Origin of the sequence: Streptococcus sp. Marseille-P7376 (genome assembly GCF_902460385.1) — a bacterium.
GTDB classification, from domain to species: domain Bacteria; phylum Bacillota; class Bacilli; order Lactobacillales; family Streptococcaceae; genus Streptococcus; species Streptococcus sinensis.
In genome coordinates, this window is the sequence record NZ_CABPTS010000002.1 from 168,744 (window position 1) to 184,401 (window position 15,658).

A 15,658-nucleotide genomic window follows, 5' to 3' on the forward strand; every position below is an offset into this window, starting at 1 on the left:
AGACCATGGCAGAAAGGATTTTTTAAAAATGAGAAAAGACATTCACCCAGAATACCGCCCAGTTGTATTCATGGACACTACTACTGGCTACAAGTTCCTTAGCGGTTCAACTAAGCGTTCTAACGAAACTGTTGAATTCGAAGGCGAAACTTACCCATTGATCCGTGTCGAAATTTCATCAGACTCACACCCATTCTACACTGGACGTCAAAAGTTCACTCAAGCAGATGGACGTGTAGATCGTTTCAACAAAAAATACGGTCTCAAATAAGAACCGTATTGACATTACAAAGAATGTTGATACAAAGCCATTTTCGAGAAATCGGGATGGCTTTTTTTGCGGTTTGATTTTTGCTAGCTAAGACTGATTTCCCTCACTGCCACCCGCTATGGTTGACAAAAATCCTAAAAAAGCTTAGAACCTTTACAAACGGTTCTAAGCCTCTTTTTCTTATAGATAATCAACTGTGGAATCAGTTCGCTGAAGCACCCGACGTTTTTAATCTACGTAATTTCCACCTGTAAAGCCGTAATACTCTTCTAAGGATAGGCCAGACTCCGCTATTTCCTTGGCTTCTTTCCCAACATAGCGCAAATGCCAACTTTCTGGCATATAGCCTGTAGAAGATTCCTTCCCGACTTGATAACGCACGACAAAGCCATATTTATGGGCGTTGTCCAAGAGCCACTGGCTTGCTCCAGCTTCTTGTACTAGATTTCCACTGCTATCAATCAAATCAAAGGCCAGGCCTGACTGGTGCTCACTGTAACCAGGTCTTGCTGAATATCGGTCTGCCGCTGCTTGACCATCTTGATTGACATAGCTTTGATAGAGACCGACTTGTGTCTCATAACTACGAAAACCACTGTACTGATCACTGATGGCGTAGCCCTGAGCCCGCATGGCAGCAATTAATTTTAATAATTCTGATTTTGCTGTGGCATCTTCCCCAGGATTATAGTTGGGAGACAAAGGATAATGTTTATTAACAATAACAATTTCATCATACTTCCCTTTTATACTATAGTAACTTCCATTGTAAGAAACACCTTTGTCTATGGTCTTAACTTGACCAGAATGAGCCTTTTCTGCCTCAATCTCTCCTGATTTATCTGTACTATTAGAGCTAATTTGAGATTCATTAGAAGACTCACTCACTTTAGTAGAGAGCTCTTTACTAGTTTCACCGCTGCCTTCAGTTTTTTTATGAGAAGAACAAGCTCCTAGAGTCAGTATCGTCAAACTGAGTAACATTAATTTTGTATATTTGCTCATCATCTTCTACTCCTCTGATACTTGTATATCATAAATAACAAAGCTATTTCCTACTGGCTTGAGGTAGTAAACCTTGTTCTTACGATTGACGCTGTTTGGTGTGTTATCAATATAATACACTGTAAAATCTTCATAGGTCGTGACAATATAGGAACCCTTTTCTTCTCTGACTTCTCGAATTTCAAGAGCTCCCGGCTTGTAGTAATCGATCTTCGCCTTCTGGACTCCACCACCGGTAGTCCAGTTAACCATTTCTTTATAGGCAGCACTAGAGGTATCAAAATATTTAGAGAAATAGTTAGAGCGACTGGAAACTGAGTCAAACACTGCGCTCCGATAATCACTAAGAAAAATAGAAATCTGAGCTTTTTTCTCTTCCTGTTTCCGTTTTTCCTCTTCTTTAGCTTTTTGACTTGCTTCCACTTCCTTGATACGTTTTACAACATCGTTAGATACTGTAAGAACAACTTCAATTCTATCATCTTTTGCTACTACTTTTTCCTTATTTGTAGTGAAGCTGACATCATTAATAGAAAAATTAGCATAAACTTCTAATTCCTGATCAGGGATGACCTGAACTTCAGGAGATAGACTGTCGCCAGCTTCCTTGCCATTGACGATAATCTTATATCCTGTCGCTGTTGAAGTTTCCTTCGGCATAGTGATATTGAGCTGTTTCTTTTCAGATTTGAGGCTGAGATCCAGCTGATTGTCCTTAGCCTTGTCCAAATCTAGCTTTATCTTGGTTTCAACATTGCCAATCTCCGTTTTTCCTTTGAGAAGAAAGTCCTGCTCGGTAAAATGGAAATCACCTATTTCAATCTGGATATCTTTTTTCAAGCTGATTGTTTCTTTATCGCCGGGTTTGATAGTCGCCCCATCAAGATTCGTCGTAATACGGACCTTAACTGGATAGGCAAGCATTCGATACTCTTGAAAGATTCCAAACTTCTTGCTTGTTTTAGCAACACCGAGGATTTGATTGTCATTTTCATCAGTAAAACTGGATTCACCATTGGATTTTTCAATATTGCTCAACTCAGTCTCGATATTAATATCTTTCCGGTTCAGATAGGAGATAAGGTTTTTGGCTTCCGCCCGAGTCCATCTATCACTATCTGTGGAGAGCAGACTAGCTACTTGGTCATAATTCTTATTCTTAATTGCCATGGCAAATTTATCCGTCATCGCTTTAACCCCAGTAACCGAGCTGAGATAGAAGAAAGAACCTATCAGGGAAATCAAGATTAGTAAGCCCAAGCTGGATAAGACCACTTTTTTCTTAAAAATCTGCTTTTTGTCCTTTTTAATATCCAGCTGGCTTGGATTATTTTTTTCAGTCAATTTTGAATGAATTGGAATTGACGAAAAACCTTGACTTTGAGCCATCTGAAACTCTTCTGGACTAGGCTGGCGCTTAAAAGCCTCGTGAAAGGCTGTCAGCCAGATTTCCTGAGGGGTAGCTACCTGCTCAGAAGTCTGCTTGAGAGTAGACTCCTGAGCTGGCTCAAATGCTGCCTGTTCATCAACTTTCTCCTTGCCAGGAATGTCTTCTGGAGTTATTTCACTATTTGTTGGCTGTTCACTGCTTTTCTGTGAGCGGCCAGCAATGGATTGAATGCTTTTCAAATCAAAGTCTACCGCTTTAGCAGCCATAAATTCCTCAGGGCTAGGTTTGCGACCAATAACCCCTTCAAAAAGTTCCACCCATTTTTCTTTTGTTGCCATTATATTCTCCCTTGTTTAGTCTCTTTTATAGTCCGCTAAGCATTACCATAGAAATTAAGCCACAGATAAAGACAATCACTCCATTTACCACAATAGCTAGCAGGTATTTGTAGAATGGATCTAAATTAGAATTGTTCTTAGAGAAAATAAGAGCAAAGGTGGCGCCGATACCTACTAAAAGAATAGCAGCAGCATTCAGTAAGATACCCAAAGCCAGCGCTTCTAAAAGATTCATCAATACCGCTAGTGTGATGATTGGTAAAACAATTGCATAAAGACGGCCATACCAGTCAAAAGCTTTGTTAAAGGTAAAGCTATCATCTCTGTAAATCAAGCGTTTCACGACAAAACCGCCTAGGATAATGGAGAAAATAGAAAAAGCTGCTGATAAAACGGACAGGAAGAAATGCTTGAAATCAAACGACGCACTGCCAGCTAGATGAAAGGGTACAGCTGAGTATACATAGCTCGCTGTACGGAAAATAGAAAGATAGAGCGAGGTTCCGCTGAGAAAACTCAGCAATCCCAAGGCGATGTAGCCATTGCTGGATTTTGTTTCCACTTCAGAAGTCGGTGATTTCCAAGCTGAAAGCAGCCAAACCCAGAAAGCTTTCATCGTTTGCGAAAACTGATTTTGCTGCAACTGAGCATACTGGGCTTGCTGACCAAACGGCTCTTGAGATCCATTTTGAAATGCTTGCTGCTGTTGATAGGCTTGCTGATTATATTGTTGTTGACCAAACTGTTGCCCCTGACCATTAAACTGCTGTTGGACTGGGTTGGGCTGGTTATGGTACTGCTGTGGATGGCCTTGAGGCTGAGCAAACGGCTGCTGAACTTGCTGAGGGTTAACATAAGTCTGCTCAGCATACTGCGCTTCTTGCTTAGGCATTGCTTGGTTAAATGCTGGCGAGCTAAAAGGTTGCTCAGCAGCAGTTTGCGAGACTACTGGCTCTGATGCCGGAGCAGAAGCATTTACCTGAGGACGGCCCTGTTCAGCTTCAACTGTCGGATTCGTCTGAGATACTGTAAATTCGGGAGTTTGAACTGATTCAGATGACACCTGAAATTCCCCTGCTACTAAAGCTTGGGCAATTTCTTCTTCAGTCGCTGAACGACCATTAATAGCTTCAAAATAATCTAACCAATCTTCTTTTTGCATAAAAAACCTCGCTATAATTTTTATATAACTATTATTATATAAAAAGACTGCTTAAATTTCAATGTCCCTTGTCTTCTTCCGTGTTTATCCTTTGTCAATTTGTCATTTTTTCTCAAATTTCTCTCTACTCCTTTCTCTACATTGATGGATTGAAAAACTTGCTGGTTAGGGGATTGTCAAGTATGCACAAATCTACTGCCCCAGCAAGAAGTAGCAATCCTAGGTTTTAGCATCATTCAGTCCATCAAACCTAACGGTCTCTTAATTTGCTGAATTGATTAACGAAAAAGTAAGTAAGCGTCAGCTCAAATCTAAAAATCATAGCTTCTTTCATATCTTCCCTCATAAAGCTTTTTGGCCTTTTGAGTGTACTGTCTAATGAAATCCGTTTTAGCTGCCGTATAAGCATCCCGATTGTGCTCATACTTTTTCCATAAGATTAATTTCAACTGCTCATAGTCTTTGGCGACAGCTGGATGGTCTTGCAGATAGTCTCGGAAATAAAGTTCATCATGGTCTCCATAGTAGCGCAGATGCAAGTGGAAAACGCGCTCAGCAAAGCCTTGAAGTGTATAGCCCTTGTTAAAAGACATGCGGCCTTCTGACTCTGACATAAGTAGGTAGCCTTGCTCCAACAATTCTCTCTTGATGTTCTCCATATCTGCATTTTGAGGAATTTCTAAAAGAATATCAATAATCGGCTTAGCCCATATCCCCTCAATAGCTGTGGAACCGATATGATGCATTTTAAATAACTGATTTGGTGGCAAAAAGCTTTGTATTCTTCTGCTTTCCTCCTTATACCAAACTGACCAGTCCTTATCGTGCTCCTCTAAGAAAATGGGGAACAACTGCCATAATTCTTCTAACGACATCTCTTCTAAGGCTTTTGCCATGTGACTTCTCCTTTCTTTATAGAAAATAAGAATTAAAGTAAAGACTGAGCATCATATCCCAGTCCTCCTTTTTTATTACCAATAAAGCAAGCCATAAGTCAGTAAAACGCTGATCATGCTAAATAGTGAGCCAATCAGATAGTATTCTGCAAAGGACTGGCTTTCAGAAATTTTATTATAACGAGCAATAGACTTAGCCGTGAAGACCAGACCAATCGCTGTAAACTGCCCAAAAATAAGGGAAAGCCCCATAATCAAGCGCTCTAAAATCCCAATCATAGCACCAGCTCCTGCGATAGTCTCTCCACCGTCTTCCCCAGACTGGTATTTGCTGAAGAAAAGTTTAAAGAGAATATTGACTGGCTTACCAGTAAGGGCAAAGAAAAAGAGGGCCTGCAACATGAGGTAGTGTTCGGACAGCCAGTGAGGAGCCGAAACTTGCTGCTGTCGCAAGAGAAAATAAAGGGCAAAAATACTCATCAGATGCAAGAGCTGATCCAATAAAAAGGCAAACTTTTGCGCATGGCGACGGACAATCAAAGAATTTAATCTGTATTTCAAAAAGTCGATAAGTGCATGGCTGAGCCAGACCAAGGCGAAAAACACAAGACGCTGAGGCAAGAGCAAGCCCAAGAATAACAAGGGCAGCAGAACAATCCCCAAATGGAGAATCAAAAAATTCAACCGCCGGCTTTTAAGGTCAGCCATCTTCTGACTTTGAAGCTGAAAATCAGCTAGCACATGAGCCAGCAAAGTCAATACGAGAATCGGATTCTGCATGAAAAATTCTGAAAATCCCATAAAATTTGTCATTGTTCAGCCTCCTTTGCTGCCTGTAAAATCATTCTCATAGCTAAACGACGATTTCTCAGATAGATCTTCAGTCCAGACGACTTGAGCCGCTTACTAAGCGCACTGGGACTAATCTGCAGCAGCTCTGCTATTTCCCCGTGAGAAAAATTTTCATCATAGATATATTCCATGAGCATCTGCTCCAGCACCTCTCTTTGGCTAGCATTCCACTTACTCTGGATAAATGAAGTAGCTGCCAGCACTGTATTGACCGCCTGACTGAGCTCTTCATCGCCCAAGGATACCGCCAAGCGACTGCTGCCGTAGTCGTTCTTCTCATGAATAGCCTCAATGGCTGCGCGTGCCCTCCAGTAGGCCGGACCGTCCGAACCAATACTTTGCTCGCGATTGATCTCGGTCACAATCTCACCTAGACCAAGGCCAAAGCGAATCGGGTGGGGAAATCCTAATACAATCTGATCAATGAGCCGCATGACTTCAGGATTAGGGCGCAACAAAGCCTGAAACTCATCTCCTGTCGTAATGGTAAAAGGCGACACCAGGTAAGCCTGATAATCTTGGTTCAAGACTGCCATCAATTCCTGCAGCTCTTGCTGCGCCTGCTTGCGGTTTTTTAGCTGTTTGGATTCTATTAAATCTCCAATAAGAGCAATATAAAGCATACCAAACCTCCTTTAAGTCCATTATAAAGGAAAATTTAAAAAATGTCTATTTAAACGGAAATTTTTTCTAATATCTATTGTAAAGGAAAGTTTATTTTTTCTTTTTAGGTGCTGGTAAGGCAGGGTAGACAGCTTCAATCAGATTACAGAGAATGGCAGCATCTTCTACTTCTATACAAAGCATTGGCTTTGCGCCTGGATAAGGAGACTCATAAACCGGATTTTCAAAAAAATCCAGAGCTGGCTGGACTGGCTTGAGCAGCAAGCGATTGTCATAAATCCCGCCGAATAAGCGACCTCGATAATAGAGCAAATATTCCCCCATCATCTTGCGAAAGCTAATTTCTTGCCCTAAGCCCTCCAGTTGCTTCAGAATAAAATCCAAATATTCTTGACTAGATGCCATCGAAACACCTCCATGCATTAATACCTTATTATACCAAAAATAGATGAAGATTTCCTGACTAAGAGATCAACTCATCTCCTCCAATCCGTAGTCTGGCTATCCTCAAGTAAGCAAAAAAGCTAGACCTTACGAGTCTAACTTTTATTTCTCATTTTTTCAAAAGTCCTTCCTTGACCAGATAATCACGCGCAACATTTTCGGCCTTTTTACCTTCAATGCCAACTTGATAATTCATTTGGCTCATCTGGCTTTCCGTAATTTTACCAGCCAGCTTATTGAGAATACCTTCCAACTCAGGGTGTTTTTCGAGCAATTCAGCCTTCAGGAGAGGGGCTCCTTGATAAGGAGGGAAAAGGTGCTTATCGTCTTCTAAAACTTGTAAATCATAACGCGCAAGTTCTGCATCAGTCGAATAGGCATCCGTGATTTGAATATCACCCGACTGGATAGCTTGGTAGCGAAGGGCTGGCTCCATGGTCGCTACATTAAGATTAAGGCCATATAGAGATTGCAAACCCTTATTCCCATCTTCACGGTCGTTAAACTCTAGGGTAAAGCCTGCCTTGAGCTTGTCTTGGACTGTCTTAAGGTCAGAAATGGTTTTAAGATTGTATTCTTTAGCAACACTCTTAGGTACTGCAATCGCATAGGTGTTTTGATAAGCCATGTGATTGAGCAAGACTAGATTATCCTGTTTTCTGATTCCATCACGTGCTGCTTCAAAAACTTCTTCAGCATCATTGCTGACCTTTGGAGCAGGCTGTAAAAGAGTTCCAGTAATCGTACCGGTAAACTCAGGATAGATATCAATATCACCTTTTTTTAGAGCTTGATAAAGGAAGTCGGTCTTGCCAAAATTAGGTTTGACTGTCACAGTCATATCCGTATTTTCCTCAATAAGGAGTTTATACATATTCATAAGAATCTCTGGCTCTGGACCCAATTTCCCAGCAATAACCAGATGATCCTTCTCCTGCTTGGGAAAGAGACTCGGTGTATAAGAAGCACCGAGGCCGAGGATTAAAACCGCAAAAGCTGTAAATACTGTCCGAAGCTTAGCCTTTTCCATCCATTTAAGGAGACTATTGAAAAGAATTGCCAAAACTGCGGAGGAAATTGCTCCAATCAAGATTAGACTGGCATTGCGACGATCAATTCCTAGAAGGATAAAAGAACCTAGTCCACCAGCTCCGACAAGCGCTGCTAGAGTTGCTGTCCCGATAATCATTACCGTTGCCGTCCGAATTCCAGAAACGATGACGGGCATAGCTAGAGGTAGTTCAAACTTTTTAAGTCGCTCCCACTTGGTCATCCCAAAGGCGATTCCAGCTTCTTCTAAACTAGGATCAATCCCATTCAAAGCCGTGACGGTATTTTCTAAAATCGGGAAAATAGCGTAAATCACCAGAGCAGTCAGTGCCGGCAGTGTGCCAATCCCCATAAGAGGGATAAAGAGTCCCAGCAAGGCCATTGAAGGAATGGTTTGAAAAATTCCTGCAATTTGCAGCACCCAATTGGCTGCTTTTTTGTGACTATGAAGATAGATAGCGAGCGGAATGGTCAGGAAGATGGCCACTAATAAGGTCAGAAGAGACAGCTGGAGATGTTGCCCTAAGGCTGCCAACCATTCGCTAAAGCGCTCCTGAAAGGTAGAAATCAAATTAGCCATGTTGAACACCTCCAAATAAATCTGCTACGAAACTGGTCGCAGGTGCAGATAAGATTTCCTCAGGTGTCGCCACTTGACGAATCTCCCCATCCTGTAAAACAGCAATCCGATTCCCTAACTTTAAAGCCTCGTCCGTATCATGGGTCACAAAGATTGTTGTCATCCCAAATTGGTCATGAATACTCTTGGTCAAACTCTGCAATTGCTTACGCGAGATGGCATCAAGAGCTGAAAAAGGCTCGTCCATCAGTAGGATTTTGGGTTGGGCGATAATGGCACGGACAATACCCACCCGTTGCTGCTCACCGCCAGACAGCTCACTCGGCATACGCTGGGCATAATCTTCAGCAGGCAAGCCTACTAGCTCCAGCAATTCATCGGTCTTCTGCTGAATCTCTGCCTTGCTCCATCCTTTCATTTCAGGAATGAGAGCAATATTTTCAGCCACCGTTAGATTTGGAAAGAGGGCAATCGCTTGTAAGACATAGCCTGTGGAAAGGCGCAACTCACGCTCATCATAGTCCTTGATGCGCTTGCTATCCATATAGATATTGCCATCTGTTGGCTCTAAGAGGCGGTTGATCATCTTGAGCATTGTTGTCTTACCGGACCCAGAAGGACCCACTAAAACCATGAACTCTCCATCCTCAATCTGTAAATTGACATCTCTCAAGACATCTTTTTCTGTATAGCGTAGCGCTACATTTTTGTATTCAATCATTGTTTGTCCTCAATTTTTACGATAACCTTGCCAAAAGACTGGCTACTTTCCAGATAAGCATGAGCGTCCTGGATTTGCTCAATAGAAAATACTTTTTCAGGTCGCACATCCACCCGATAACGCTCCACAAAGTCCACTAAAGCTTGTAGCTTATCTCGAGATACATTGCCAGAAGCAAAGGTAGTCAAGTAGAGATTACGGTAAAGCATTTCAATAGGGTTAAAGTCTGGAATAGTCCACTGACCGCCCAGCAAGCCACAAGAACAGATTATACCACCATCTGCCGTCCGAGCAAATGTATCGAGAATATCGCTCGGACCGACAAGATCCAAGATCTTGTCAAACCGCTCTTCCGTCTGCAAGACCCCATCCTTGTCCAAAATCACCTGGTCAAATCCTACTTCCTTTAGTCGTTCTTCCTTGGCTAGACTACGGCTACTTCCCGCTAGATAGACATTTGGAAATTGTCCTTTGAGAAGTTTCGCAAAAGCAAGCCCAACACCACTAGTCGCTGCCCGAACCAGAACTCGGTCTCCCTCCTCAATCTTGAGATTGATATAAGAGCCAAATGCTGTGTAGTAGGTTTCAGGCAGTGCGATTAAACTTTCCAAAGCAAGCTCTGTCCTCACAGGATAAACCTGTTCATCTGGTAGCAAAACATACTCAGCATAACCACCATCAAAAGCACGCCCCATTTCTCCCATGATGGAGATGACTTGCTGCCCGACCTGCAAATCGGGACGATTGGTCTCCTCTACAAGTCCCACACATTCAATTCCTAAAATCCGTGGAAATTGAACGGAGGGCGATAGTCCTTGACGAGTAAAAACCTCGCTATGATTGATTCCAAATCCTTGTACCTTGACCAATGTCCAACCTTCTTTAACAGCCGGTTTTGGAACTTCCACAACCTGCAAAACTTCTGGTCCTCCAGCTTCCTTGACAAGCACAGCTTTCATCTTAGTGTCTCCTTTTAAAACTTCCCTCGATTCGTCAAGTCTTCTACCTTAGGCATGACTTCTTTATTGTCCCAATGCTCCACAATCAATCCATTCTCTAAACGGAAGATGTCATACTGGGCATAAGCCACCCCATCTATCTGAGTCTGCCCATAGCTGACCACATAATTTCCTTGTCCCAAAAGCTGGAAAACAAAGTCAAAAGTAAGCCCATGCTCTGCAACATAGTTTTTATAAGCCTGACTTCCTTGGCCAATCTCATGATTATGCTGAATCAAATCTTCTGCCACATAATCATTCCACTGCTCTAGTTCGCCGTTTTGAAAGATTTCTGTCAAGAAACGACGAACGGTTTTTTTATTTGCTACTGTCTTGTCCAAATCCATGTCTTCAAAATCCCCAAAGATCTGATCTAACTGCCCATTTTCTGGAGCGCGATAGTAGTCAATGACATCCCAATGCTCCACAATACGACCATTCTCATCAGAACGGAAAGTATCTGTCGTCACCCATTGAGCTTCTCCACCATTAAGATATTGATGGATATGGACAAAGACTAGATTGCCGTCTTCAATGGTGCGAACAATTTTCATCTCACGCTCGGGATGACGCTCAAAGAAATTTGCAAAGAAAGCCGCAAAACCTTCTTTCCCATCAGGCACACCTGTCGAGTGTTGGATATAAGTATCTCCTACAGATTGGGCTTGAGCCTCAGCAACACACCCGTCTTGAATGGCATGAATGTATAGATTATGTGCATTTTCAACTTGTTTTGACATGATTTATCCCTCTTTTTCTTTAAGGTTCGCTAAAATACGTTCCTGATAACTTTCAAACTGGCGAATTTCTTCCTCTGAGAAGCCTTTATAAAAAATCGCATCCAGTTTTTGACTGATACGATGGCCAACTTCTTTTTGAGACCAACCACGCTCTGTCAACTTGACATATTTTTTTCGCTTGTCTAAACCACACTGACTAAAGGTCACCAAATCCTGCTCTTCCAACTTTTTCAGCATAGTTGTCAGCGTATTATTGGCAAGTCCCGTCGCTAGTGCAATATCTGTGGCTGTAGCGCAACCTGTCTCACTATTCCATAACACCGTGAGAATCTTGCCCTGTTCACTCCGATAAAGAGCTTCAGGATCCTGACTCAGTAACTTTTGAAAAATCCGCCCATTCAACAAACGAATATGATGGGCAACTAAATGACTATCCTTCATGATTCCTCCAATTTATTTCTATATCGAATTTCCTCTATTGTAACACCTATCGTTCCATCTGTCAAGATTTTTGTTCTATTTGGAAATAGTTTTAGACTGGGGTAAAGAAAAAAGCAGGTTGAACCTACTTTAAAATTTAAAATTTATTGTTTCCGATTGATGTATCTGTTGAACAAAATGGTCATAATTTTCAGCTTCTTGAGGAATAAGAATAGACCACTTTTTCAAGAGCGCCCCGCAACCTGATAATTTACCTATGTCGTTATCAACAACCTTCCCCACGCTTGGGAAAATAAGACCGGCTGTTTTAGCTTCTAAAATGTATGTATAGGAAATCAGTTGATATAAATCCTCACGATTGATTCCTTTTTCAGTAAATTCTAGCTTTTTATATTTGGCATCTAGTACGATTTTTAAATCTTTATAATAGAAGTCTGGATAAATTTTTCGACCATGACTGCTAAATACAGAAATGCCATCTGTCTTTTCTTTATTTCGTGGATGGATGAATCCTTTTGGCAACAAGGTGTAAACATACTCTTCCCAAAGCCAAGCAACATCAAAGAGAACACCGTGTATTTTTTGCTCTTGAAGTCCTAAACCGTGCTTTTCGCTACTCAGAATCAACAGACAGAGTTCCTGTAATTTTCTATATTCTCGAAAATAGGCATGACGGACAGGTTTAGTTTGATTTAGTCTGATAATCTTAACACGATCAGCTAGTTTATAAGACGGAGTCACACGAATAATTTCTGTTACATTTTCACGATTAGCATCAAATACTCCACTCCCAATTATTTTCTGATTCTTAATATACTCAATGGTGTGTCGAATCAGCTGCATCAATGGATTATCATAAGCAAACTCTCTAGTAGTGTAGGAAATATTTCCCACAAAAGGAACATTTTTCTTAAGATGATTTCCTACATCAATCGCTCCCTTTACATGGCTATCATTATGGAAAAATCGCTGGTATTCCTTATAAAGCCCTTTTCTCAAAGCCGCTTGCAGATATTTTGGGAAGAGGTAAACCAATAGTTGATAGAGTTTATCTTCGCTAGATAAACCAACATCCAAATTAGTGAGATTGATATTGAGGACCTTCTGCAAGAGATAATGCAAAAAATAGTCGTTATTAGCATTTGAAAAACGAGAGGAAATCGTTAATCTTTCCTGACCGTAACCCAGAAAACCAATCACATTTCCTGTCTTAATGTTCTGATTTACAGTTTCAAAAATTTTCTGTTCCTTGTCCAAGTCAGAAGTATTTTTCAAGTCATTTGGAAAAATGAAAATACCATCCTCTTGAGAAAGACTTTCTAAAGTTCTATCTAAAAGTACCTGACTAATTTTTGGGTAGATTTCAACAAAATCCTCTTTTTTTATAAGTTGCTGATTATCTGTTATCCGTATCGCCATTTCCATTGCTTTCATTATCACCAGTTATTGACTGATTGGTTTGCTCATTGCTTGTCTTATCAAATGCCTTTTTCAAAGTTTCCAAAGTTTCAACCTCATCATAAGAACCTCGCAAGTAGTCTTCTAGGAGCGGCTTAATATAATCAGACCAGAGCAACTCATAGTCAAAGTCTACTTCCTGCAACTTAAGGAAATAACTTGGTCCAACATGGTAATGACTATTGAGCTCTTCTACTTTTTCTATAGCAGCATTCAAATTTCTTAGACGCATTTTCGCTTCTTCAGCACCATCTCCAAGATGTTCATCAAGCATTCCCAGCTGACTTTCAGCAGTAATTTCAACAAAGCGGAAACGACGGCGCATGGCAAAATCAAAGGTATCCACCGAACGATCAATATCATTCATCGTTCCGATGATGTAGACATTTTCAGGAATATAAAACTTCTCATTAGTTTCATGTAAATTAGCATATTGGGTCGAAACCTCTCCATCCTTACCACGATAGCCCGGATCAATGGAGAAAAAAAGTTCACCAAAAATCTTAGAAATCTCACCACGATTGATTTCATCGATGATGAATACGAAGTTTTTAATACTTGATATTTCAGCTGCTTCTTTATAAGTTTTTAATGCAAACCTTTCTTTCAAGACTTTTAGAACTGTTTTCCCGCCACTCTTATAATATCTTTGTTTATCATAATTCTTATTTTTATATAATTCATAAACATAATGTCGAGGCAATGTCCATCCAGATGCTCCACTATCATAATTGACAGATAAATTTTGCCTGCTATTAACTGACAAGTAAGATGTCTTTGTTAAATACTCCTTCTCTTCAGTGGTATTTATAAACTCCAAATAAGATTCCCAGGCTTCCTCAAAATTATCCTGACCGCCTGTCTTTTGCGCTAATTTAGCTCTTTCGCAAAATTTCTTAAAAATTCCATCCTGCAAGCCGAAGCTAATCTGCTCATCATCACTTGGAAGCGGCCGCAAACCCTCTACAAAATCCGTATAGTCATAAGAGGGATGGAATTGTACAAAATCGATTTGTTCCTCGTTTCCTCCAGTCAACTCCCTTGCAATTTGTCTAGCAAGATAGGTTTTTCCCGTACCAGGAGCACCACGGAGGATGAGGTTTTTTGATTGTTTTAATACGTTAGCATATTTCATCGAGTCCACTTTTTGTTTACTGTTTACATCGTTTTCCACTTTATACCTTTTCCAATCAAGATGATTTAAGAAATAATTATAATCTTGCTCTTTAATGTCATCACTCAGAGCAAAATCAATTAACTGATTTGCTTCTTTCTTTCGATAATTATTATCTAAGGGACACCAGATTGTTTCTTGGCTAGTTAAGAAATACCATTCCCGTTCTAAATAGCCTTGTTCCCAATCAACAATCACTGTATGCCCATCATTTAGAATCTCTTTTACAATACCCCTACCACGAATTTTCATAACAGAGACTTTCATTTCACTTTTCTTTGAGAAAGGTAGATTATGCTTTTTTGTATATGAAGACTTGGCAAATAAGATATCTCCTTGTTTTATTTTATTGAATAATTTTAGCATTTTTTGATACTGTTTATTTTCTTCATCATTATGCCATCCTAGTTCCCACTTCCCTTCTTTATTAAAATGCTCAAGATAATCATCATTTCCAAATTTTGTACCAACAAAATAAAAGTTATTATTATTCATTAATAAAACACCTCCAATTTTATAACCTATTACTGTCTTTTAAAATTATTTTATGAGTATAACTTAAATAGGTTTGTAATCTGTTAATATATCATTTTCTATCATAGCATAATTATAGGAAAAATAAAAGAAATTATAAACAAAAAACTCAGTGTAAAGAGGAAATCCCCCTCTCACACTGAGCTTTTTTATCTTAGTAATATTCGCCCTGACGGTAATCCCATGAGTTAAAGGTATCAGACAGGTGCATCATGATTTTGTCGATGTCCAAGCCTTTGCGGATGACTACTGGTGCTGGTGAGATGGAACGTTGGCCACCTTGTTCTGGAATCAGTTTTCCATCTTTATCCACCATGGAGACCATAACGCCTTGTTCATAGCGAGTTTCAATGGTCTTGTCTGGCTGGATAGAGGCCACATAGTCATCTGCTTCAATGACGAGGTCAACAGCATTTTCGATGCGCTCGCCAATCCCTTCGACCTTGCCGCGGTTTCCTTTACCGGATGGGTTAGCGGAGGAAGCATAGACCATCTTGCCTTCTTCCCAAAGCTTAGCTGCCAGCTGCTCGCCCGCCTTACCAAACTTAATCACAAAACAGCTAGTGCCACGAACATCTGTCATCAGCTCTTCCCGACCGTCGCCATAGGCTTTGAGCTTTTCAAAAGCTTCTGGCTTCCATGGAAGGATACAGCCCAAGAGGATGTCTTCATCCCAATGCTTTTGATAAAAAGCTTCAATTTCCGGATTTAGCTGAGCCAAAGCACGGAGCTCATCCATACTGCCACAGAGGACAACACCTGGCTTATTACGGTTACGTGACTTAGCTTCGAACTTACGCTCCAAGCCAGCTTTATCGCTGGTCATGATGATGTAACCCACCTTGGTCGGGCAAACGATACAACCACCATCACCTTTGAGAATATCATAGCCTTCTTGTGAAAGCTGTCCGTTCCATTGAATGTGTTTTGTCATAAGTTTCTTCCTTTTCTATTAAATTAAGATTTATTTTACCATATAA

Annotated in this window: 16 protein-coding genes; 1 reads left to right on the forward strand and 15 read right to left on the reverse strand. The window is 40.7% G+C overall.

The window, feature by feature from the left end; translation table 11 throughout:
• The first annotated feature begins 28 nt into the window (after positions 1–28).
• Positions 29–271, forward strand: a complete 243-nt coding sequence (locus tag FZ952_RS02430) for a type B 50S ribosomal protein L31 (RefSeq protein ID WP_005590635.1) — start codon at positions 29–31, stop codon at positions 269–271.
• Positions 272–499: 228 nt separating this feature from the next.
• Here the strand turns inward: FZ952_RS02430 and ldcB are convergent, their stop codons facing one another.
• From ldcB to FZ952_RS02505, 15 genes are all read right to left on the reverse strand, one after another.
• A complete protein-coding gene (ldcB, locus tag FZ952_RS02435; RefSeq protein ID WP_148880451.1) occupies positions 500–1,279 on the reverse strand; it encodes an LD-carboxypeptidase LdcB/DacB in 780 nt (259 codons plus the stop codon).
• A gap of 3 nt (positions 1,280–1,282) precedes the next feature.
• The gene (locus FZ952_RS02440) at positions 1,283–3,004 is read right to left on the reverse strand and encodes a TcaA second domain-containing protein (RefSeq protein WP_148880452.1); all 1,722 of its coding nucleotides are present in this window, start codon (positions 3,002–3,004) and stop codon (positions 1,283–1,285) included.
• Between the two features lie 25 nt (positions 3,005–3,029).
• Positions 3,030–4,166: a DUF6574 domain-containing protein gene (locus FZ952_RS02445; protein WP_148880453.1), complete on the reverse strand. Its 1,137-nt coding sequence runs from the start codon at positions 4,164–4,166 to the stop codon at positions 3,030–3,032.
• Between the two features lie 311 nt (positions 4,167–4,477).
• Positions 4,478–5,062, reverse strand: a complete 585-nt coding sequence (locus tag FZ952_RS02450; protein ID WP_148880454.1) for a GrpB family protein — start codon at positions 5,060–5,062, stop codon at positions 4,478–4,480.
• Between the two features lie 75 nt (positions 5,063–5,137).
• Positions 5,138–5,875 carry a DUF3307 domain-containing protein gene (locus tag FZ952_RS02455; protein ID WP_148880455.1) on the reverse strand — a complete coding sequence of 246 codons (738 nt, stop codon included), beginning with the start codon at positions 5,873–5,875 and terminating at the stop codon, positions 5,138–5,140.
• Positions 5,872–6,537, reverse strand: a complete 666-nt coding sequence (locus FZ952_RS02460) for a SatD family protein (RefSeq protein WP_148880456.1) — start codon at positions 6,535–6,537, stop codon at positions 5,872–5,874. Before FZ952_RS02460 ends, FZ952_RS02455 begins: the two co-directional genes overlap by 4 nt.
• 91 nt (positions 6,538–6,628) lie before the next feature.
• Positions 6,629–6,943, reverse strand: a complete 315-nt coding sequence (locus tag FZ952_RS02465; protein ID WP_148880457.1) for a TfoX/Sxy family protein — start codon at positions 6,941–6,943, stop codon at positions 6,629–6,631.
• Positions 6,944–7,091: 148 nt separating this feature from the next.
• On the reverse strand, positions 7,092–8,612 hold the full coding sequence (locus FZ952_RS02470) for an ABC transporter permease/substrate-binding protein (RefSeq protein WP_148880458.1): 1,521 nt from the start codon (positions 8,610–8,612) through the stop codon (positions 7,092–7,094).
• Positions 8,605–9,333, reverse strand: a complete 729-nt coding sequence (locus FZ952_RS02475) for an ABC transporter ATP-binding protein (protein WP_148880459.1) — start codon at positions 9,331–9,333, stop codon at positions 8,605–8,607. Before FZ952_RS02475 ends, FZ952_RS02470 begins: the two co-directional genes overlap by 8 nt.
• Complete coding sequence (locus FZ952_RS02480) at positions 9,330–10,292, reverse strand: zinc-binding dehydrogenase (RefSeq protein ID WP_148880460.1); 963 nt, start codon at positions 10,290–10,292, stop codon at positions 9,330–9,332. The genes FZ952_RS02475 and FZ952_RS02480 overlap by 4 nt, the downstream gene beginning before the upstream one ends.
• 14 nt (positions 10,293–10,306) lie before the next feature.
• Positions 10,307–11,071, reverse strand: a complete 765-nt coding sequence (locus tag FZ952_RS02485; RefSeq protein WP_148880461.1) for a nuclear transport factor 2 family protein — start codon at positions 11,069–11,071, stop codon at positions 10,307–10,309.
• A gap of 3 nt (positions 11,072–11,074) precedes the next feature.
• On the reverse strand, positions 11,075–11,512 hold the full coding sequence (locus tag FZ952_RS02490; protein ID WP_148880462.1) for a MarR family winged helix-turn-helix transcriptional regulator: 438 nt from the start codon (positions 11,510–11,512) through the stop codon (positions 11,075–11,077).
• 129 nt (positions 11,513–11,641) lie between these two features.
• Positions 11,642–12,946 carry an McrC family protein gene (locus FZ952_RS02495; protein WP_148880463.1) on the reverse strand — a complete coding sequence of 435 codons (1,305 nt, stop codon included), beginning with the start codon at positions 12,944–12,946 and terminating at the stop codon, positions 11,642–11,644.
• Entirely contained in the window at positions 12,909–14,639 is a 1,731-nt protein-coding gene (locus FZ952_RS02500) for an McrB family protein (RefSeq protein WP_148880464.1), read from the reverse strand. The genes FZ952_RS02495 and FZ952_RS02500 overlap by 38 nt, the downstream gene beginning before the upstream one ends.
• Positions 14,640–14,832: 193 nt before the next feature.
• Entirely contained in the window at positions 14,833–15,612 is a 780-nt protein-coding gene (locus tag FZ952_RS02505; protein WP_148880465.1) for an L-threonylcarbamoyladenylate synthase, read from the reverse strand.
• Between the last annotated feature and the right edge of the window lie 46 nt (positions 15,613–15,658).